20 protein-coding genes are annotated in these 18,852 nt (G+C 73.4%); 11 read left to right on the forward strand and 9 right to left on the reverse strand.

Features of this window, described 5'->3' with window-relative positions:
* Nucleotides 1-82: 82 nt before the first annotated feature.
* The 4 genes from serS to AC54T2_RS04980 are packed head-to-tail and all read left to right on the forward strand — an operon-like array spanning nt 83 to nt 3,615.
* Complete coding sequence (gene serS, locus AC54T2_RS04965) at nt 83-1,351, forward strand: serine--tRNA ligase (protein WP_496665679.1); 1,269 nt, start codon at nt 83-85, stop codon at nt 1,349-1,351.
* Nucleotides 1,341-2,219 (forward strand): HAD family hydrolase, encoded by an 879-nt coding sequence (locus AC54T2_RS04970; RefSeq protein WP_222129346.1) that lies wholly within the window; start codon nt 1,341-1,343, stop codon nt 2,217-2,219. The genes serS and AC54T2_RS04970 overlap by 11 nt, the downstream gene beginning before the upstream one ends.
* Nucleotides 2,220-2,222: 3 nt before the next feature.
* Nucleotides 2,223-3,035 carry an HAD family hydrolase gene (locus AC54T2_RS04975; protein ID WP_496665680.1) on the forward strand — a complete coding sequence of 271 codons (813 nt, stop codon included), beginning with the start codon at nt 2,223-2,225 and terminating at the stop codon, nt 3,033-3,035.
* Nucleotides 3,036-3,045: 10 nt separating this feature from the next.
* The gene (locus tag AC54T2_RS04980; protein WP_186339794.1) at nt 3,046-3,615 is read left to right on the forward strand and encodes a hypothetical protein; all 570 of its coding nucleotides are present in this window, start codon (nt 3,046-3,048) and stop codon (nt 3,613-3,615) included.
* A 32-nt stretch (nt 3,616-3,647) separates the two neighbouring features.
* Here the strand turns inward: AC54T2_RS04980 and AC54T2_RS04985 are convergent, their stop codons facing one another.
* The 5 genes from AC54T2_RS04985 to mobA all read right to left on the reverse strand — a co-directional run bounded on the left by AC54T2_RS04985 (nt 3,648) and on the right by mobA (nt 7,635).
* Nucleotides 3,648-4,877, reverse strand: coding sequence for an MFS transporter (locus tag AC54T2_RS04985; RefSeq protein ID WP_496665681.1), 1,230 nt, complete (start codon nt 4,875-4,877; stop codon nt 3,648-3,650).
* A 107-nt stretch (nt 4,878-4,984) separates the two neighbouring features.
* The gene (locus AC54T2_RS04990) at nt 4,985-5,632 is read right to left on the reverse strand and encodes a bacterial proteasome activator family protein (protein WP_496665682.1); all 648 of its coding nucleotides are present in this window, start codon (nt 5,630-5,632) and stop codon (nt 4,985-4,987) included.
* 69 nt (nt 5,633-5,701) lie between these two features.
* The gene (locus tag AC54T2_RS04995; RefSeq protein ID WP_496665683.1) at nt 5,702-6,670 is read right to left on the reverse strand and encodes an NAD(P)H-quinone oxidoreductase; all 969 of its coding nucleotides are present in this window, start codon (nt 6,668-6,670) and stop codon (nt 5,702-5,704) included.
* A gap of 4 nt (nt 6,671-6,674) precedes the next feature.
* Nucleotides 6,675-6,998: a DUF6457 domain-containing protein gene (locus tag AC54T2_RS05000; RefSeq protein WP_489975438.1), complete on the reverse strand. Its 324-nt coding sequence runs from the start codon at nt 6,996-6,998 to the stop codon at nt 6,675-6,677.
* Nucleotides 6,999-7,047: 49 nt separating this feature from the next.
* Nucleotides 7,048-7,635 (reverse strand): molybdenum cofactor guanylyltransferase, encoded by a 588-nt coding sequence (gene mobA, locus AC54T2_RS05005; RefSeq protein ID WP_186339797.1) that lies wholly within the window; start codon nt 7,633-7,635, stop codon nt 7,048-7,050.
* Between the two features lie 134 nt (nt 7,636-7,769).
* On the opposite strand from mobA, the gene AC54T2_RS05010 reads away from it, so the two are divergent.
* The 4 genes from AC54T2_RS05010 to AC54T2_RS05025 are packed head-to-tail and all read left to right on the forward strand — an operon-like array spanning nt 7,770 to nt 11,186.
* The gene (locus tag AC54T2_RS05010) at nt 7,770-8,534 is read left to right on the forward strand and encodes a carbon-nitrogen hydrolase family protein (protein WP_496665684.1); all 765 of its coding nucleotides are present in this window, start codon (nt 7,770-7,772) and stop codon (nt 8,532-8,534) included.
* 11 nt (nt 8,535-8,545) lie between these two features.
* The gene (locus AC54T2_RS05015; protein ID WP_496665685.1) at nt 8,546-9,838 is read left to right on the forward strand and encodes a hypothetical protein; all 1,293 of its coding nucleotides are present in this window, start codon (nt 8,546-8,548) and stop codon (nt 9,836-9,838) included.
* 51 nt (nt 9,839-9,889) lie between these two features.
* On the forward strand, nt 9,890-10,117 hold the full coding sequence (locus AC54T2_RS05020; RefSeq protein ID WP_186339800.1) for a biotin/lipoyl-binding carrier protein: 228 nt from the start codon (nt 9,890-9,892) through the stop codon (nt 10,115-10,117).
* A 58-nt stretch (nt 10,118-10,175) separates the two neighbouring features.
* Nucleotides 10,176-11,186: an aldo/keto reductase family protein gene (locus tag AC54T2_RS05025; RefSeq protein ID WP_186339801.1), complete on the forward strand. Its 1,011-nt coding sequence runs from the start codon at nt 10,176-10,178 to the stop codon at nt 11,184-11,186.
* Nucleotides 11,187-11,368: 182 nt separating this feature from the next.
* Here the strand turns inward: AC54T2_RS05025 and AC54T2_RS05030 are convergent, their stop codons facing one another.
* A complete protein-coding gene (locus AC54T2_RS05030) occupies nt 11,369-12,634 on the reverse strand; it encodes an MFS transporter (protein ID WP_186339802.1) in 1,266 nt (421 codons plus the stop codon).
* Nucleotides 12,635-12,699: 65 nt separating this feature from the next.
* Between AC54T2_RS05030 and AC54T2_RS05035 the strand changes: the two genes are divergently transcribed.
* A complete protein-coding gene (locus AC54T2_RS05035; RefSeq protein WP_186340374.1) occupies nt 12,700-13,032 on the forward strand; it encodes an ArsR/SmtB family transcription factor in 333 nt (110 codons plus the stop codon).
* Nucleotides 13,033-13,042: 10 nt separating this feature from the next.
* Here AC54T2_RS05035 and AC54T2_RS05040 read toward each other — a convergent pair whose 3' ends face one another.
* Nucleotides 13,043-13,648, reverse strand: a complete 606-nt coding sequence (locus AC54T2_RS05040) for a vitamin K epoxide reductase family protein (RefSeq protein ID WP_489975442.1) — start codon at nt 13,646-13,648, stop codon at nt 13,043-13,045.
* A 191-nt stretch (nt 13,649-13,839) separates the two neighbouring features.
* On the opposite strand from AC54T2_RS05040, the gene AC54T2_RS05045 reads away from it, so the two are divergent.
* A complete protein-coding gene (locus tag AC54T2_RS05045) occupies nt 13,840-14,733 on the forward strand; it encodes a cation diffusion facilitator family transporter (protein ID WP_186339804.1) in 894 nt (297 codons plus the stop codon).
* A gap of 73 nt (nt 14,734-14,806) precedes the next feature.
* On the forward strand, nt 14,807-15,427 hold the full coding sequence (locus AC54T2_RS05050; protein ID WP_186339805.1) for a DUF2238 domain-containing protein: 621 nt from the start codon (nt 14,807-14,809) through the stop codon (nt 15,425-15,427).
* Nucleotides 15,428-15,455: 28 nt separating this feature from the next.
* On the opposite strand, the gene AC54T2_RS05055 is transcribed toward AC54T2_RS05050, so the two are convergent.
* Nucleotides 15,456-16,226, reverse strand: coding sequence for an HAD-IIA family hydrolase (locus AC54T2_RS05055; protein ID WP_489976001.1), 771 nt, complete (start codon nt 16,224-16,226; stop codon nt 15,456-15,458).
* Between the two features lie 111 nt (nt 16,227-16,337).
* Nucleotides 16,338-18,833, reverse strand: coding sequence for an MMPL family transporter (locus AC54T2_RS05060; protein WP_489975443.1), 2,496 nt, complete (start codon nt 18,831-18,833; stop codon nt 16,338-16,340).
* Nucleotides 18,834-18,852: the final 19 nt, after the last annotated feature.

Here is an 18,852-nt window from a genome sequence, read left to right on the forward strand (position 1 = left end):
GATGCGCAGCGGCGGGGGTCTCGCTCATCCAGCCGCGCCGCCGGGTGGTACGGACCGCACCGCCGCCGGATAGCCTTCAGGAGTGATCGATCCCCGCCTGCTCCGTGACGACCCCGACCGCGTGCGTGCCTCCCAGGCCAAGCGCGGACTGTCCACCGACGTGGTCGACCGGGCGCTCGAGGCCGACTCCGCGCGCCGGCAGGCGATCGCGGACTTCGAGGCCCGGCGCGCCGAGCAGAAGTCGAGCGGAGCCCTCGTCGCCAAGGCCCAGGGCGAGGAGAAGCAGGCCCTGCTCGCGCAGGTCAAGCAGCTCGCGGCCGGCGTCAAGGAGGCCGAGGCCGCGCGCGCCGTGGCCGAGGCCGCCTGGGACGAGGCGATCCGCGCCATCCCCAACGTCGCCGACGACGACGCCCCGGCCGGCGGCGAGGACGACTACACCGTCCTCGAGCAGGTCGGCACACCCCGCGAGTTCGACTTCGAGCCGCGCGATCACGTCGAGCTCGGCCAGCTGCTCGGCGCCTTCGACCTCGAGCGCGGCGCCAAGGTGAGCGGCTCGCGCTTCTACTTCCTCACCGGCATCGGCGCCCAGCTCCAGATGGCGCTGGTCACCATGGCGATGGACCAGGCCCGCGCCGCCGGCTTCGTGCAGACCGCGGCGCCGTCGCTGGTGCGCCCCCGGGCGATGGAGGGCACCGGCTTCCTCGGCCAGGCGGCCGACGACGTCTACCGGATCGAGGGCGAGGAGCTCTACCTCGTCGGCACCTCCGAGGTGCCGATGGCGGCCTTCCACTCCGACGAGATCCTCGACGCCGCCGCGCTCCCGCTGCGCTACGCCGCGTTCAGCCCGTGCTTCCGCAAGGAGGCCGGCTCGCACGGCAAGGACACCCGCGGGATCTGGCGGGTGCACTGGTTCGACAAGGTCGAGATGTTCGTCTACACGACCGTCGAGGAGTCCTACCGCGAGCACCAGCGGCTGCTGGCGTGGGAGAAGGAGTTCCTCGACAAGCTCGTGCTCTGCTACCGCGTGATCGACACCGCCGCCGGCGACCTCGGGCTGAGCGCGTCGCGGAAGTTCGACTGCGAGGCGTGGATCCCGACGCGCCAGGGCTGGGGCGAGCTGACCTCGACGTCCAACTGCACCGAGTTCCAGTCGCGCCGCCTCGACATCCGCACCCGTGTCGACGGGCACACCACGCCGGTGGCGACCCTCAACGGCACCCTCACGGCCGTCACCCGCGCCATCGTCGCGATCCTCGAGACCCACCAGAACGAGGACGGGTCGGTCACGGTGCCGCAGGCGCTGCGTCCCTACCTCGGCGGCCTGGAAGTGATGAAGCCCGTTGGCCGCTGAGACGTACGCCGGACGGGTGCCCGGCGACCCCGGTGAGGCCTGGCAGCCGCGGGTGGTCGCGCTCGACATCGACGGCACCCTGCTCAAGTGGGTCGACGGGCAGGCCGAGGACTACGAGGCCATCACCGAGCCGGTCCACGACGCCGTGCACCGCGCGCTGGACGCCGGCGCGCACATCGTGCTGGCCAGCGGGCGTTCGCCGCACGGCATGACCCGGATCGCCGACCTGCTCCACATCCCCCGCGAGGACGCCGACCGGCTGTGGGTGGTCGCGTCCAACGGCGCCGTGGTCTTCCGCTACCCGCCGATGGAGGTCGTCCACGAGGAGACCTTCGACGCCGCGCCGGCCGTGGCCGCGGTGCTCGAGCACCACCCGCGGGCGCTGGTCGCGGTCGAGGAGCGCGAGGTCGGCGGCTACCGCGTCAACCGCGTCTTCCCCGAGGGAGAGCTGTCGGGCGAGCAGCTGATCACCCACGTCGACGACATCGTCGGCGAGCCGGTCAGCCGGGTGATCATCCGCGACCCCGAGGCCACCGCCGACGACTTCATCGAGCTCGCCGCCCGGCTCGGCCTGCACGGCACCGACTACGTCGTGGGCTGGACCGCGTGGCTCGACCTCGCCCCGGTCGGGGTCTCCAAGGCCTCGGGCCTGGAGCACGTCTGCGAGCGGATCGGGCTGAGCGCCGCCGACGTGCTCGCCATCGGCGACGGTCGCAACGACATCGAGATGCTCCGGTGGGCCCGCCGCGGGGTCGCCATGGGCCAGGCCGTCGAGGAGGTCCGCGAGGCCGCCGACGACGTGACCGCCGCGGTGCACGACGAGGGCGCGGCGGTCGAGATCTCGCGCTGGTTCCCGCAGGGCTCCTGAGGCGTGGGCGCCGGGACCGGGAGCCGCCCGCGGCTCGTCGCGACCGACCTCGACGGCACGCTCCTCCACTCCGACGGCAAGGTCTCGGCACGGACCCGGTCGGTGCTCGAGCAGCTCGACGCTGCCGGGGTGCCGGTCGTCTTCACCACCGGGCGTCCCGTCCGCTGGATGGAGGAGCTGTGGGACGAGGTGGGCGGCCACGGCCTCGCGATCTGCAGCAACGGAGGGATCGTGTACGACGTCGCCGACCGGCGGGTGCGTGACTTCAGCGCGGTGCCGCGCGCCGTCGGCGCCGAGGTGGCCGAGCGGGTGCGGGAGGCGGTGCCGGGCACGACCTTCGCGGTCGAGCACACCGCGGGGTGGGCGAGCGAGGACGCCTTCCCCCGCCACCCCGACGACCGCGAGTCGCAGCGCGGGGCGTGGGAGTCGATCTACACCGACGACGTGGTGAAGGTGCTGGCCAGGCACCGTGAGCTCGACCCCGAGGACTTCTGGCGGCGCGTCGACGACGCGGTGGGCGACCTGGTGACCACGACCTGTTCGTCGACGTTCGCGCTGGTCGAGATCAGCGCCGCCGGCGTCACCAAGGCGTCCACCCTCGCCACGGTCGCCGGGGAGATGGGCCTCGGTCCCCGCGACGTGGTCGCCTTCGGCGACATGCCCAACGACCTGCCGATGCTGGAGTGGGCGGGCACCTCCTACGCGATGGCCAACGCCCACCCGACGGTGCGCGGCCTGGCCGACCACCTGGCGCCGCACCACGACGAGGACGGCGTGGCCGTGGTGCTGGCCTCCCTCTTCGGGCTGTCTCGCTAGGCTTCGCGCCATGATCCGAGCCGTCCGAGTCGTCGTCGCGCTGCTGTTCGCGTGCCTGGGCCTCGTGGTGACGGTCCAGGCCCCGGCAGCGGCCGACTGCACGTGCAAGCGCGGCCAGCTCCAGCAGCAGGTCGAGCGTGCCGACGCGGTCTTCATCGGCACCGTCGACAACGTCGAGGTCGCCGGTGACGACCACACCTACGACGTCACCGCCTCGCGGGCCTACGAGGGCCTGCCCGAGCGCTCCACCCAGGTGTTCTCCGCCGGTGGCAAGGACGCGTGCGGTCTCGGCGAGCTCGCGGTCGGCACCTCCTACCTCTTCCTCGTCACCGGCACCGAGGCGCCGTTCGAGGCCGACCGCTGCGGCGGCACCACCGTGGCCAACCCGACCAAGGTGGCGAAGGTCGAGGCCCTCCTCGGCGAGGGCACCTCGGTCGAGCCGCCGCCGCCGCCGACGGCGGTGCGCACCCTGGTCGAGGACTCCCCGCCCGCCGGCTTCGCCCGGACGGCGGCTCCCGGCGCCGCGGCCGCGATCGTGGGCCTCCTCGGCCTGGTCGTCGTACGACGCCTCGCCCGCTGACGCGGTCGTCCGCGACGCGATGACGAGGCCACTCAGGTGGGGGCTCGCACGGCCCTGAACGGCGTGGCGGCCAGGCCGACGGCCACGGCGCCGAACGCCCCGGCCGCGACCGCCAGCATGGTCTGGATGCCCACCGCGTCCGCGAGCAGACCCGCGACGGGCGCGGCCACGACGACGACGGCCCGGTTGAGCGACCGCAGCGTCGTGTTGGTCCGCGCCTGCAACGCGTCAGGGGTGACGAGCTGTCGATAGCTCATCTCGTGCGAGTTGCTCATCCCCATCGCCAGCCCGTAGATGCCCTGGCCCAGCCCAAGCACCCAGGCGGCGTACGGGGACTCACCGGCCAGCGTCATGGTGACCACGGCGCCCGTCGTGAGCAGGTGGCACAGGATGACCGTGCGGCCGGTCCCGAGGCGTCGGCCGACTGCGGTGGTGACCACGGCGCCGAGCACCGCGCCGACACCCCCGGCCGCGCCGACGAGGCCGAACTCCGCAGCGCTGAGGTCAAGCACGAGGAACGCGTACGGGGCGAGCACGACCCCGACGATCGCGTTGCCGACGAACCACCCGTGGGTGGCGATCGCCAGTGTCCGCAGCCCCGAGGCGCCGTAGGCCCAGCGCACACCCTCGAGGATCTCGCCGAGCAGCCCGCGCACGGTGACGCCAGTGCGGGGTGGCGGCTCGTCCACCGCGATCCTGCGCAGGGTGAGTGCGGAGTAGGCGTAGGTCGCCGCGTCCAGGACGACCGCGAACGGCGCACCGACGGCACTGACCAACAGGCCGCCGAGCGCGGGACCTGCGGTCGACGACACCGCGTCGGCGCCGTCCACGCGGGCGTGTGCGGGCTGCAGCTGGTCGCGATCCACCAGCCGCGGGAGGAACGACATGCTCGCCGCCATGTTGACCACGGCTGCGGTGCCGTAGGCGAAGACGACGGCCAGGAGGGCGGGCAGCGAGAGCGCGTCGATCCACCACAGCACCGGGATCACCAGCAGCAGCGCGCCCTGGGCGACGTCCGCGCGCACCATCAGGGGAAGACGGCGCCTGCCGTCGACGAGCGCCCCGACGACGAGGCCGAAGATCAGGTAGGGCAGCCAGCGAGCAGCGTTGAGCCACCCGACGTCCGCGGCCGTCCCGTCCAGGGTGAGCACGACCAGCGCCTGGAGCGCGAACACCGTGACGTACGTGCCCAGCCCCGAGACGGCCGTGGCGCGCCAGTAGCGGAGGAACGACGCGGAGATGAACACGCCCCCGCCGCTCACCCGGCCACCCTCTCACGGCGAACTGGGCGGCCGGGAGGCTCGCTCCTCGGGCACGGATGCCCGGATCCGGAGGTGTGCCCGTCGTCAGGACACGGGGGATACCCCGGTCAGAGGTACATGCCCCCGCGGCTGCCGGCCGGGTCGTCGGCGTCGGCGGTCGGCATGGTGGGCATGCCGGTCGGCTGCTGGCGGGGGCCGCCGGCCGCGGCGGGCAGCGCGCGCCGCATCTGCTCGAGCTGGGCGCGCGAGGCCATCTGCTGGGCGTAGATCGCGGTCTGGATGCCGTGGAACAGGCCCTCGAGCCAGCCCACGAGCTGGGCCTGGGCGATCCTCAGCTCGCCCTCGGACGGCGTGCCGTCCTCGGTGAAGGGGAGCGAGATCCGCTCGAGCTCCTCGACCAGCTCGGGCGCCAGGCCGGACTCGAGCTCCTTGATCGACGCGGCGTGGATGTCCTTGAGACGGTTGCGGCTGGCCTCGTCGAGCGGCGCCGCCTTCACCTCGTCGAGGAGCTGGCGGATCATGCTGCCGATGCGCAGCACCTTCGCCGGCTGCTCGACCAGCTCGGTGAGCTGGCGCTCGCCGTGCTCCTCGCCCTCACCCTCGCCCTCACCCTCGCCCTCCTGGCCCTGCGTCATCGCCGGGAGCGCGCTCGCCGGGATGGTGCCGATGGGCTGGCCGTCGGGGCCGACCACCACGACGAGCTCCTCGCGCGCGCCGTCGCCGGCCGGGTGTGCGGGCTGCTGCTGCTCCGTCATGACCCCCAGCCTATGCCCGGTCCGGTCGGGCGGTCCGTCCGAGCGTGAGGGAGACCGGGGGCCGAGGGGTCAGAGCGTCAGGACGATCTTGCCCGCGCGCCCGCCGTCGTCCATCAGCCGGTGGGCGCGGGCGACGTCCTCGAGCGGCATCGTGGTCTCGATGATCGGGCGCACCCGGCCCGACGCCACGAGCGGCCAGACGTCCTCCACCACCCCGCAGCAGATCTGCGCCTTCTCGGCGAGCGGCCGGGAGCGCAGCGACGTCGCCGTCACCGACGCCCGCTTGCGCAGCAGGGCGTTGATGTCGAGCTCGGCCCGCGTGCCGCCCTGCATGCCGATGATCACCAGCCGGCCGCCGGTGGCGAGCGCGGAGACGTTGCGGCCGAGATACTTCGCGCCCATGTTGTCGAGGATCACGTCGGCCCCGCCGGCCTCGCGGAGCACCTCGACGAAGTCCTCGTCGCGATAGCTGATCGCGCGGGTGGCGCCGAGCGAGCGGCACAGCTCGAGCGTCTCGGGGGAGCCGGCGGTGGTGAACACCTCCGCGCCACGAGCGGCGGCGAGCTGGATGGCCATCGTGCCGATGCCGCCGCCCCCGCCGTGGACGAGCAGGCGCTCGCCCTTGTCGAGGTGGGCGGTCATGAAGACGTTGGACCACACCGTCGCCGCGACCTCGGGCAGCGAGGCCGCCTCGACGAGCGAGACGCCGGACGGGACCGGCATGACCTGCCCGACCGGCACGGCGACGCGGGCGGCGTACCCCCCGCCGGCGAGCAGCGCGCAGACCTCGTCGCCGACCTTCCAGCCCTCGACGCCCGCGCCGAGCTCGGCGATCCGGCCGCTGCACTCGAGGCCGATCACCTCGGACGCGCCGGGCGGCGGCGGGTAGTGGCCCTGGCGCTGGAGGGTGTCGGCGCGGTTGACGGCCGTGGCGACCACGTCGACCAGCACCTCGCCGGGGCCCGGGCGCGGGTCCTCGACCTCGCCGACGGACAGGACGTCGGGGCCACCGGCCCCGGTGGCGATGACAGCACGCAAGGGATCAGTCCTCGTAGAGATCGGTGGAGTGATCGACGGTCGAGTCGTCGGGGACGTCGTCGTCGATGTCGTCGGGGTCGGGCGCGTCGGCCGGCCGGTCCCAGCTCTCCGCGAGCAGCTGGGCGCGAGCGGCGAGCCGCTCGATCTCCTCCGGGTCGGCGTCCCGTGCCCCGGCCGCGATCCCCAGCAGGTAGGCGGTGATGGGTGCGGCCGTGCGCTGCACGTTCTGCGAGGCGGTGCGGGCCAGGTCGAGGACCAGCCCCTCGTCGACCTCGGTCTCGACGTCGAGCACGTCGCTCAGCTCATCGATCCAGTCGTGGAGGTTCACGAGCCCAATCTCTCGCACCCCACGGGGGTGCGGCAAGGGAGCCTGCGGCTCAGCGACGAAGGTCGCGCAGGTCGGCCCAGGAGTCCACGTCGACGGCCTCGTCGCCGATCGCGGCCACCTCGGCGAGGTCGAGCGGCGCGAGCAGGCGGTGCAGCGGCATCCCGTGCCGGCCGCCCGGCTCGGGGCGTACGGCGCCCAGCCGGGCGGCGTCGAGCACCCCCGCGAGCTGCCGTCGTCCGTCGCCGCCGACGAGGAACGCGCCGTCGCGCCCGGCCGCCGCGTCGCGCAGACGCCGCATCGTGGCCGCGGTGACCCGCGGCATGTCCACCGCCAGCACGCCCACCAGGCCCAGCGGGGCCGGCGCACCCGCCAGCGCGTCGACGCCGGCGAGCAGCCCGGCGACCGGGCCGCCGCGCGGCGGGTCCTCGACCACGAACGTCACCGGCCGCGCGGTGGGCACGCTCGCCGGTGCCACGACGACCACCCGGTCGGCGTCGCCGAACGCGTCGAGCGCGTGCTCGAGCAACGTCCGCCCGGCCAGCTCGACGGCGGCCTTGTCGACCCCGCCCATCCGCTCGCCCGTGCCGCCCGCGAGGACCACCCCGTCGAAGCCGTCGGCAGCGCGGTCCGGATCCATGCCGCCATCCTCCCAGCCGCAGCGGGCGCGCGGCCTACCCTTGGGATCATGGACTCCACCTCACGGCGTTCTCCTGCTCCACGGCGTTCTCCTGCTGGGCGGCGGTCGACCGCGCGTCGGCACGGACACGCCGGATGACCGAGCGGCTGCGGGTGCGCGTCCACCAGTGGGCGAGCGGGCTCGACCCCGACGACAACCGCGCGCGCCTCGCCGAGGTGACGCCCGGCGCCGACCTCGTGGTGCTCCCGGAGGCGTTCGCGCGCGACTTCGGCCAGGCGGGCTCCGACGTGAGCCCCTTCGCCGAGCCGCTCGACGGCCCGTTCGCGCGCGAGGTGGCCCGCGTCGCCGACGCCTGCTCGTGCACCGTCGTTGCCGGCATGTTCGAGACGGCCGACGACCCGGCCCGGCCCTTCAACACCCTCCTCGTCCGCGGACCCCGCCCCGCGACCTACCGCAAGATCCACCTCTACGACTCCTTCGGCTACCGCGAGTCCGACCGGCTGACCGGCGGCGCGCTCGAGCCCGTCGTCGTGGAGGTCGCGGGCTGGCAGGTGGGCCTGATGACCTGCTACGACCTGCGGTTCCCCGAGCTCGCCCGCCGCCTCGTCGACGCCGGCGCCGAGGTGCTCGTGGTCCCGGCCGCCTGGCTTCCCGGCGACCGCAAGGTCGCCCACTGGCGCACGCTGCTGGCCGCCCGGGCGATCGAGAACACCTGCTTCGTGGTCGGCGCCGGCCAGCCGGAGCCTCGCTACGTCGGGCACTCGGCCGTGTTCGGCCCGCTCGGCGACACCCTCGCCGAGGCCGACGGGACGGAGCAGGTGATCGAGGCGGTCCTCGACCGCGCCGACCTCGACGGGGCCCGTCGCACCAATCCCTCCCTCGCCAACCGCCGGCTGTAACCTCCTCCGTCGTGCCTTCCCCCACCTCCGACAGCCCCCGCGGGTCCTCCCGCGGCAAGCGGGCTGCCGAGCGCCCGCCCTCGCGGCTGCGGCGCAGGCGGGGGTCACCGCAGCCCGAGGTGACCGGGCCGACCCCCCGCCCCGAGTCCGCGCCCACCGCGGAGCCGGCGCCCGCCCCGACGCCCGTCCCGGCTCCGGCTCCGGCCCCCACGCCTGCGCAGGCTCCCGCTCCGTCGGCCGCCCGGTCCCGGGTCGCCACCCGCTCCGCTGCGCCCACGGTCGACGAGGACGCGACCACCTCCTTCCCCGCCGGGCCGCGGCGCTCGCTCCTCGCGTTCTGGCTCGGTCTGCTGGCCCTCGGGTCGGCCGCGCTGGGGTGGGCGGCCCTCGGTGGCGCCCAGGGCGTCGACGGGCTCCCGGCCGCACCCGGGTGGCTCGACGGAGTGGGCGCGGTCGCCGTCGTCACGGCCCTGTCGTGGCTGCTGGCGACCCGGACCGCCGGCCGGGCACTGGTCTCGGCGGGCCTGGCGCTGGTGCTCGGCGCGACCAGCCTCCTCGTGGGAGGCCGGGTGCTGCCGACCGGGGCCGCGGTGATGACGTGCGTGGTGGGCAGCGTCTACGCCGTGATGGTGACGGTGCCCGCGGTGACCGGGCTCAAGGCGATACGCGAGGCGCTGATCGCCACCGTGGTCGCCGCGGTGACCGCCTTCGCCGCCGTCGGCTTCGAGCCGACCGTGGCGACCGAGCGCTTCGAGATCATCTCGCTGCTCCTCGCCCTCGGCCTCGTGCTCGCGATCGTCCACCGCCTCGGAGCCGGCCTCCACGGCCTCGGCCGCCGCGGCGCGATCGTCGTCGCGATCGGCCTCGGCGTCCTCATCGCGACCCTGGCCTACGCCGAGCTGCTGCGCCGCTACGGCGCCCAGACCTTCGTGTCGTCGGTCCTCGACTTCGCCGACTGGACAGCGGCCCGCATCGGCGCCTTCCCGCGCCCGCTCGTCGTCCTGCTCGGCATCCCGGCGCTGGTGTGGGGCACCCACGTCCGCGCCCGCCGGCGGCAGGGCTGGTGGGTCTGCGCGTTCGGCGTCGCCGCCACCGTGCCGCTCGCGACGGGCCTGATCTCCCCCGAGACCTCCTACCTCCAGGCCGGGCTGCGCGCGGCGTACTCGCTCGTGCTCGGCCTCGCCATCGGCTGGCTGGTGATCCGCGCCGACGTCGCGCTCACCGGGCCCAAGGGCCGCCGCGGCCGGCGCGCCGAGGAGGCCGGTCCGCACCGCCCCGAGCCGAGCCGCTTCGCCGAGCTCTGAGCACGCCTGACGATCAGCGGCTACGGCCCGGTAACCACTAGCGTCGGGGCCATGGCCCGCCCCACCTCCCTCGAGATCGTCTCCGAGCTTGTCGCCAACGTCCTCGCGATCGAGGTCGCCGAGGGTGATCGCGTCGAGGCCGGCGACACCGTCGTGCTCCTGGAGTCGATGAAGATGGAGATCCCGATGCTCGCCGAGCGTGGCGGCACCGTCACCGCGATCAGGGTCACCCAGGGCGACGTGGTGCAGGACGGCGACGTCCTCGTGGTCCTCGACTGACCGCCCGTCGGGGCGGGACGGCGCACGGGTGCGCCCCACCCGTCGCTAGGTTGGGGGGATGGAGTTTCGATACCTCGGCAACAGCGGACTCAAGATCTCTGAGATCACCTACGGCAACTGGCTCACCCACGGGTCCCAGGTCGAGAACGACGTCGCCACGCAGTGCGTGCGCGCCGCGCTCGACGAGGGCATCTCGACCTTCGACACCGCCGACGTCTACGCCAACACCGCGGCGGAGACGGTGCTCGGCGAGGCGCTGAAGGGCGAGCGGCGCGAGTCACTCGAGATCTTCACCAAGGTCTACTGGCCCACCGGGCCCAAGGGCAAGAACGACACCGGCCTCTCGCGCAAGCACATCATGGAGTCGATCGACGGCTCCCTCCAGCGGCTGCAGACCGACTACGTCGACCTCTACCAGGCCCACCGCTACGACGTGGAGACGCCGCTCGAGGAGACGATGCAGGCCTTCGCCGACATCGTCCGGCAGGGCAAGGCGCTCTACATCGGCGTCAGCGAGTGGACCGCCGACCAGATCCGCGCCGGCGTGGAGCTGTCGAGGGAGCTCGGCTTCCAGCTGATCTCCAGCCAGCCGCAGTACTCCATGCTCTGGCGGGTCATCGAGGACGAGGTCGTGCCGACGTCGCGGGAGCTCGGCGTCTCCCAGATCGTGTGGAGCCCGATCGCGCAGGGCGTGCTGACCGGCAAGTACAAGCCCGGCCAGGCCCCGCCCGAGGGCTCGCGCGCCACCGACACCAAGGGCGGCGCCGACATGATCTCGCGCTTCATGCGCGACGAGGTGCTCACCGCGGTGCAGGACCTCGAGCCGATCGCGAAGGACTGCGGCCTCACGATGGCCCAGCTCGCGATCGCCTGGGTGCTCCAGAACGACAACGTCGCCGCTGCCCTCGTCGGCGCCTCCCGCCCCGAGCAGGTCGCCGACAACGTCAAGGCCGCCGGCGTGAAGCTCGACGCGGACGTGATGTCCCGCATCGACGACGCCCTCGGCTCGGTCGTCGTACGCGACCCGGGCAAGACCGCCGAGGGGACGCCCAAGACCCGCGTGGTCTGACCCGCAGCACCCGCCGACGGGGTCGGTTCACCGGTCGCCGACCCGCGGTCGGTTCACCGGTCGCCGACGCGCGGTCGGTTCACCAAGGTATGTCGGTCAACCCGCACTTCCCGGCGTCCACTCACCCCGGGAAGTGCTGGTTCGCCGACATACCTTGGTGAAACAGCGAGGAGGGCGGGGGCTCAGGCCGCCCGCGTCACCCGGTAGCGCACGAACGCCGGGACGGCGAGGGCCGCGAGCACGGTGCCGACGACGACCAGCACCCCGCCGCCGGCCGCGGCGACCGCTGCCCCGGTGACCGCGGCGGTGGCGCCGTGGGCGACGTCGGCGACGCGGGGGCCACCCGCGACGACGACGATGAAGATGCCCTGGAGCCGGCCGCGGACCGAGTCGTCGGCCGCGGCCTGCAGCATCGACGTACGGAAGGCCGCCGAGGCCATGTCGGCGGCGCCGCCGACCGCGAGCATCAGCACCGCGACGCCGAGGAAGAGCGCCGGTGCGGCCGGCGCGAGCAGGGCGGCGACGCCGAAGCCGACCATCGCCAACCCCCACACGAGGATGCACACCATCACCGCATAGCCCTGCCGCTCGACGCGCGAGACCCAGCCGGACAGGACGCCGCCGACCACCGCGCCGGCCGGGATCGCCGCGAAGAGCAGCGCGAACGCCAGCCCGCCCTCGCTGGGCCCGCCGAAGTCGACGTCGGCCATCTCCGGGAACAACGCGCGTGGCATGCCGAAGACCATCGCGATGATGTCGACGACGAACGACATCATCAGCACCGGCTGGGTCCGCAGGTAGCGGAAGCCGTCGACCACCGCGCGGATGCCCGGCGTGACGGTGACGCCCAGGACGGGCAGCGGCGGCAGGCGTACGACGGCACCGAGGGTCGCGAAGAGCGTGATCGTGTCGAGCAGGTAGAGCCACGAGAAGCCGATCAGCGGGATCAGTGCGCCGCCGACGAGCGGCCCGGCGATGCCGCCGGCCTGCATGACGGTCATGTTGAGCGAGTTGGCCGCGGGCAGCAGCTCCGGCTCGATGATCCGCGGCAGCAGCGCGGATCGGGTGGGCTGGTTGACCGCGAAGAACGCCTGCTGCACGGCGAACAGCGTCAGCAGGAGCCACACGTCCTCGGCGCCGAGCGCCGCCTGCAGCCAGAAGCAGGCGCTGGTCGCGATCAGCCCGGTGGTGGTGATCAGGAGCAGCGTGCGCCGGTCGAAGACGTCGGCGAGCGCGCCGCCCCACAGGCCGAAGACCACCAGCGGCACCAGGCCGAAGACGCCCGTCAGCCCGACGTAGGCCGACGATCCGGTCATCGCGTAGATCTGCGCGGGGACCGCCACGACGGTCAGCTGGGCCCCGATGACCGTGATGATGTTGGCGCGCCACAGCCGCTTGAAGTGGGGGTTGGCGAGTGGGCGCGTGTCCGCCAGCAGTCGCCTCTCCACCGGGGCAGGTTAGGCGAGCGGCCCCGCGGAACGACCTCCGGATGGCCTAGCATCGTCGGGTGGCGATGAGAGCGGGGGCGTCCGGGCTGACGGCGGAGGCGGGGCTCTTCCACGCCCTGTCCGACCCGTCGCGGCTGCTCATCGTGCGGCACCTCGCGCTGGGCGAGCACCGGGTCGTCGACCTGACGGCACACCTGGGCCTGGCGCAGAGCACCGTCTCCCAGCACCTCGCCTGCCTGCGCGACTGCGGCCTGGTGACCTCACGCCCGGAGGGGCGCGCCTCGCTGTGGTCGCTCACCCATCAGGCGCAGCTGGAGGGCGTCCTCGAGAGCGCGGAGCGCCTGCTCGCCCTCACCGGGGTCAGCTCCGGGCACCACTACGAGGAGCGGCATCCCTGAGCCGACGGCCTCAGAGCAGCGAGGACCAGTAGGACCAGAAGCGCTCGAGGACGAGCAGCACGACGAGCAGGAAGGTGCCGAAGACCAGCGGCCCGCGCCAGTCGCGCAGGAGGCTCGCGAGGCGCCCGTCGGGAGGCCCCAGCACGCCCGCGGTGGCGTTGCGCGCGGTGACGTACCAGAACAGCGGGATCACCACCGCCCACACGACCATGCAGTAGGGGCACAGCGCCCCGATCCGGTAGAGGCTCTGGAAGACCAGCCAGGCGACGAACGCCATCGCCGCGGTGACCCCGGCCTGCAGGCCGAGCCAGTACCACCGCGCCAGCCGCGCCCCGGCGAGCATCGCGGCGCCGGTGGCGACGACCACCGGGAACGCCGCCACGCCGATCACCGGGTTGGGGAACCCCAGCAGGGCCGCCTGCGCCGACTCCATGACGTTGCCGCAGCTCAGGACCGGGTTGATGCTGCACGTCGGCACGTAGTCGCTGTCCTGCGCGAGCCGGATCCGCTCGACGAGCAGCACGGTCGCGGCGAGCAGGCCGACGAGACCGCCGACGAGCAGGCCGGTGGCCAGCGGACGCTCCTGCGGCTCGCCGGGAGGGGCGTAGGTGCTCATGGCGGACCGGACTCCTGGGGTGCGGGCGGGCGGGAGGCCCCATCCTCCGGTACGCGCCGCCGCCGACCCAACCGGCGCCGCCTGTCGCAGGACGACCGGTGACCGCACCAGCCGGCCCGTCGACGCCGACGCGCGCGACCGCTAGCATCGCTCAGAGCCGATGATACGGATTGCGGGCGACGGAGGACCGGATGGGCGCGGGACACGGACACGCCGGTGCCCGGCACCGCTGGCGGCTGGCGGTCGCGTTCGGGCTGGTGGCGGCGTTCTTCGTCGTCGAGCTGGTGGTCGGCCTGGTCAGCGGCTCGCTGGCGCTGATCTCCGACGCCGGGCACATGGCCGCCGACGTGGTGGCCCTCGGCGCCGCGCTGGTCGCGACGCGGATCGCCACCCGTCCCGACGACACCGGCCGTCGGACCTACGGCTCCTACCGCGCCGAGGTGTTCGCCTCCGGCCTCACCGTGCTGATCATGCTGGGCGTCTCGGTCTACGTCGTGGTGGAGGCCGTACGCCGTTGGGGCGAGACCGTGGACGTCGCCTCGGGCCCGCTGCTGGTGGTCGGCGCCGTCGGGCTGGCGGTCAACCTCGTCTGCCTGGTGCTGCTGCACGGCGGCGCGCACGAGTCGATCAACGTCAGGGGCGCCTACCTCGAGGTGATGGCCGACGCCGCCGGCAGCGTCGGCGTCCTCGTCGCGGGCGCCCTGGTCGCCCTCACGGGCGTCGGCCAGTGGGACACCCTGGTGGCCGTCGCCATCGGCGCCTTCGTGGCGGTGCGCGCGCTCCTGCTCGGACGAGAGGTGCTGGCCGTGCTCGGGCAGCACGCGCCGCACGACGTCGACCTCGACGCGGTCGTGCGCGACCTCGACCAGGTGCCGGGGGTGGCCGAGGTGCACGACCTGCACGTGTGGACGCTGACCTCCGGGATGGACGTGGCGACCGCCCACCTCGTGCTGCGGGTGGGGGCCGACGCCCAGGTGGTGCTCACCGCGGCCCGCGCGGCCCTGCGTGACGGGCACGGCATCGACCACGCCACGCTCCAGGTCGAGGACCACCCGGCGCGGGAGTGCCACGCAGCCACGTGGTGAGGCCCCCGCGCGGTGCTGCCACACTATGCCGCGGACGCCCGACCGTCGTGGCGCCATGGCGGCAGGGGAACGTGTGACTGAGGCAGCGATCGAGCATCCGGTGACCCCGGCCCTGGCGAAGACGGCCAACGTCATCGCCAAGGGCGCACTGGTCCTGCTGCTGGCCTTCGCGGTGCTCTATCCCGACCAGGCCAACCTCCGCGACAAGGCGGCGGGGATGCGGGCCGTCGGCTACCCGCTGATCTCCTTCACGCTGCCGGTGCTCTGGTGGGCGCTGTGGCGCGACCGGATCTCGTTCCCCTGGGTCTCCGACCTGCTCATCACCATCACCTGCTTCACCGACATCCTCGGCAACCGGATGGACCTCTACGACACCGTCGTGTGGTTCGACGACTGGATGCACTTCATGAACACCGGCCTCCTCGCGGCGGCGTTCATCCTGCTCACCCTGTCCCGCGACGTCGGGTTCGGGCGGGTGCTCGAGCGCGCGCTCGCCTTCGGGGCCACCGCGGCGATCGCGTGGGAGGTCGCGGAGTTCTTCGCCTTCATCAGCCGCTCGACCGAGCGCCAGTTCGCCTACGCCGACACGCTGGGCGACCTGACGCTCGGCTGCGCCGGGGCGGTGGTCGCGGCGGTCGTCCTGCACCGGGCCTGGCGGCGCGGCTACCTGCTGCACCCGCGGCCGCTGAGCTGACCGCGGGGAGCTGCGCGCGCGGACGCCGTCAGGCGTCCTCGGGCAGCCGCCTCTGCGCGACGTAGGGCACCACGTCGGCGATCGAGTCGACGACCAGCGTCGGGCGGTAGGGGAAGTCCTCCACCTGGTGGCGCTGGGTGGCGCCCGTGGCGACCAGGATCGTGCGCATGCCGGCCTCGAGGCCGCTGATGATGTCGGTGTCCATCCGGTCGCCGATCATCACCGTGGTCTCGGAGTGCGCGTCGATGCGGTTGAGGGCGCTGCGCATCATCAGCGGGTTGGGCTTGCCGATGAAGTAGGGCTGGCGTCCGGTCGCGGTGCTGATCAGCGCCGCCACCGACCCCGTCGCCGGCAGCATCCCGTGCACGCTGGGTCCGCTGGGATCGGGGTTGGTGGCGATGAAGCGCGCACCGCCGTTGATCAGCCGGATCGCGCGGGTGATCGCCTCGAACGAGTAGGTGCGGGTCTCGCCGAGCACGACGTAGTCGGGGCCCTGGTCGGTCATCACGTAGCCGATGTCGTGGATGGCCGCGGTCAGCCCCGTCTCGCCCACGACGTACGCCGACCCGCCCGGGCGCTGGTCATCGAGGAACTGGGCCGTGGCGAGCGCCGAGGTCCAGATGGCGCTCTCGGGCACGTCGATGCCGCTGCTGCGCAGCAGCCGCACGCGCAGGTCGCGCGGGGTGAACATCGAGTTGTTGGTCAGCACCAGGAACGGGACGTCCTGCTCGCGCAGCGCGGCGATGAACTCCTTCGCGCCGGGGATCGGGTCCTCCTCGCGCACCAGGACGCCGTCCATGTCGGTGAGCCAGGTGTGGACGGCGCGGGGTTCGGTCACGTGACCATTGTGGTCCACGCGTGAGCTGCCGTGGGAGCCCCGGTCCGCACCGGGACCCCCACGACCATCCGGTCAGCTCGCGGGCACGTCCTCGCCGGTGTGCACCGGGTGGCTGCGCTCGAGCTGGGCGCCCTCGACGTCGACGTCGGGCAGGATCCGGTCGAGCCAGCCGGGCAGCCACCAGGCCTTCTCCCCGAGCAGGTGCATCGCGGCGGGGATCAGCAGCATCCGGACGACGAACGCGTCGAGCAGCACGCCGAAGGCGAGCCCGAAGCCGATCGGCTTGATGGTGGCGTCGTGGCTGAAGATGAAGCCGGCGAAGACCGAGATCATGATGATCGCCGCGGCCGTGACCACCGCGCGGCCGGCGTGCAGGCCGTGCTGCACCGCGACCCGGGCGGGCGCCCCGTGGGCGTACGCCTCGCGCATCCCCGAGACCAGGAACAGCTGGTAGTCCATGGCCAGCCCGAACAGGATGCCGGTGGCGATGATCGGCAGGAAGCTCAGCACCGGTCCGGGCGCGTGCACGCCGAACAGGTCGGCCAGGAAGCCGATCTGGAAGATCGCCGTGATCCCGCCGAAGGCGGCGAGCAGCGACAGCACGAAGCCGAGGGTCGCGGTCAGCGGCACCAGGATCGAGCGGAACACCAGCACGAGGATCAGCAGCGACAGCCCGACGACCAGGGCCAGGTAGGTCGGCAGCACGTCGGAGAGCTGCTCGGAGATGTCGATGTTGGCGCTGGCGTTGCCCGCCACGCCGAGCGTCACCTCGTCGCCGTCGACGGTCTGCGGGGTGAGCTCGCGCAGGTCCTGCACGAGGGCCTCGGTCGACTCGCTGGAGGGCGCCTCGCGGGGGATCACCTGGAAGGCGAGCGAGGTGCGGTCCTGCGACGCGCCGATCGGCACGACGGCGTCGACGGCCCACATCTCGCCGATCCGCTCGGCGACCGCCGCCTGCTCGGGCAGCACCTCGTCCTCGCTGATCGCGCCGGGCAGGTCGGCCACGACGAGCAGCGGGCCGTTGTAGCCCTCGCCGAAGCGCTCCGCCTGCACGTCGTAGGCCCGGAAGCCCGAGGACTCGGGGGGCTGGGTGGACCCGTCGGGCAGCCCCAGGCGCATCTGCGTCGCCGGGGCGGCCACGACCAGCAGCGCCACGATGCCGAGGCCGAGCACGCCCCAGGCGCGGGAGGTGCGCATCGGCCGGTCGCGGTCGGTGATGTCGCCGTCGTGCGTACGCTCGCCCGCGGCCAGCCGCTCGCGCTCGCGCCGCTTGAGGATCCGCATGCCGACGAGCGAGAGGATCGCGGGGGTGAGCGTGACGGCCATCAGGATGGCGACGAGCACGGCGACGGCGCCGACGGTGCCCATCAGGCCCAGGAAGTCGACGCCCGTCACGTTGAGCGCGAGGAGCGCGACGATCACGGTGACGCCGGCGAACACGACCGCGTTGCCGGAGGTGCCGTTGGCGAGCCCGATCGACTCGTGCAGGCCGGCGCCCTGCTTCAGCTGCCGGCGGTGGCGGTTGATGATGAAGAGCGAGTAGTCGATGCCGACGGCCAGCCCGAGCATGACGCCGAGCACCGGCGTGACCGAGACGAACTCGACCAGCCCGGAGAACGACAGCGACGCCAGCGAGGCGACACCCACGCCGAGCAGGGCGGTGATGAGCGGCAGGGCGGCGCCGACCAGCGTGCCGAGCATGACGGCCAGCACGATCGCGGCGATCACGACGCCGGCGATCTCGCCGGGGCCGAGGATCGACGGCACGGTCTGGGCGATCTCCTGCGAGGGGTGCACCGCCACCCCGGCGATGCCGGCATCGGCGGCGAGGTCCTCGATCTCGGCCTTGGTCTCGGTCGTGACCTCGTTGGTCGGGCCGTCGAAGACCACGTTGGCGACGGCGGCCGAGCCGTCCTCGGACACCGTGCGATAGCCGGAGGACAGCCGCGAGAGGGTCGCGCCGTCCTCGAGCGTGGGTGCCTGCTCCTCGACCTTGGCGCGCTGCCGGTCGAGCTCGGCCTGGCCCTCGTCGAGCTGCTGCTGCGCCGCCCGCAGCTGCGGGCGCACGGCGTCGAGCATGCCGGCCTCACGCGCCTGGCGACGCTGGTCGGCGAGCGCCTGGCGGCCGGCGTCGATCTGCGCCTGCGCCTCGGTGAGCTCGGCCATCCCGTCCTTGAGCTGCTGCTCGCCCTTCTCGACCTGCCGTGCGGAGTCGTCGACCTGCTGCTGGGTCCGGAAGGGGTCGGTCACCTCGGCGACGCCCTTGACGTCCGCGATCCGGTCGAGCAGGTCGACCAGCTCGCGCTGCTGGTCGGCGGTGAACGCCGAGCCGTCGGTGGTCTCGGCGACGAGGGCGCCGTTGCCGCCGCCTGTGCCCTCGAACTCCTCCTCGAGCTGCTGGGAGACCCGCGTGGTGGGGGTGTCGGGCAGCGAGATCGAGGACGTCAGCGCGCCGGCGAACGACACGTAGGTGACGGCGGTGAGGGCGAGGACCGCCAGCCACGCACCGATGACGGTCCAGTGGCGGCGCGCCGAGAAGCGACCGATGCGGTAGAGGAGCTCAGCCATGACGGAGGTCGGGCCTTTC

Source organism: Nocardioides sp. Z35_8 (assembly GCF_059621125.1).

What these genes read in the sequence shown, in the direction of transcription:
- AC54T2_RS04980 (WP_186339794.1), top strand. Translation starts at nt 3,046, where the DNA reads ATGATCCGAGCCGTCCGAGTCGTCGTCGCGCTGCTGTTCGCGTGCCTG.
- AC54T2_RS05025 (WP_186339801.1), top strand. Translation starts at nt 10,176, where the DNA reads ATGGAGTTTCGATACCTCGGCAACAGCGGACTCAAGATCTCTGAGATC.
- AC54T2_RS05035 (WP_186340374.1), top strand. Translation starts at nt 12,700, where the DNA reads ATGAGAGCGGGGGCGTCCGGGCTGACGGCGGAGGCGGGGCTCTTCCAC.
- AC54T2_RS04990 (WP_496665682.1), bottom strand. Translation starts at nt 5,632, where the DNA reads ATGACGGAGCAGCAGCAGCCCGCACACCCGGCCGGCGACGGCGCGCGC.
- mobA (WP_186339797.1), bottom strand. Translation starts at nt 7,635, where the DNA reads ATGGATCCGGACCGCGCTGCCGACGGCTTCGACGGGGTGGTCCTCGCG.
- AC54T2_RS05010 (WP_496665684.1), top strand. Translation starts at nt 7,770, where the DNA reads ATGACCGAGCGGCTGCGGGTGCGCGTCCACCAGTGGGCGAGCGGGCTC.
- AC54T2_RS05040 (WP_489975442.1), bottom strand. Translation starts at nt 13,648, where the DNA reads ATGAGCACCTACGCCCCTCCCGGCGAGCCGCAGGAGCGTCCGCTGGCC.
- AC54T2_RS05055 (WP_489976001.1), bottom strand. Translation starts at nt 16,226, where the DNA reads ATGGACGGCGTCCTGGTGCGCGAGGAGGACCCGATCCCCGGCGCGAAG.
- AC54T2_RS05020 (WP_186339800.1), top strand. Translation starts at nt 9,890, where the DNA reads ATGGCCCGCCCCACCTCCCTCGAGATCGTCTCCGAGCTTGTCGCCAAC.
- AC54T2_RS05060 (WP_489975443.1), bottom strand. Translation starts at nt 18,833, where the DNA reads ATGGCTGAGCTCCTCTACCGCATCGGTCGCTTCTCGGCGCGCCGCCAC.
- AC54T2_RS05045 (WP_186339804.1), top strand. Translation starts at nt 13,840, where the DNA reads ATGGGCGCGGGACACGGACACGCCGGTGCCCGGCACCGCTGGCGGCTG.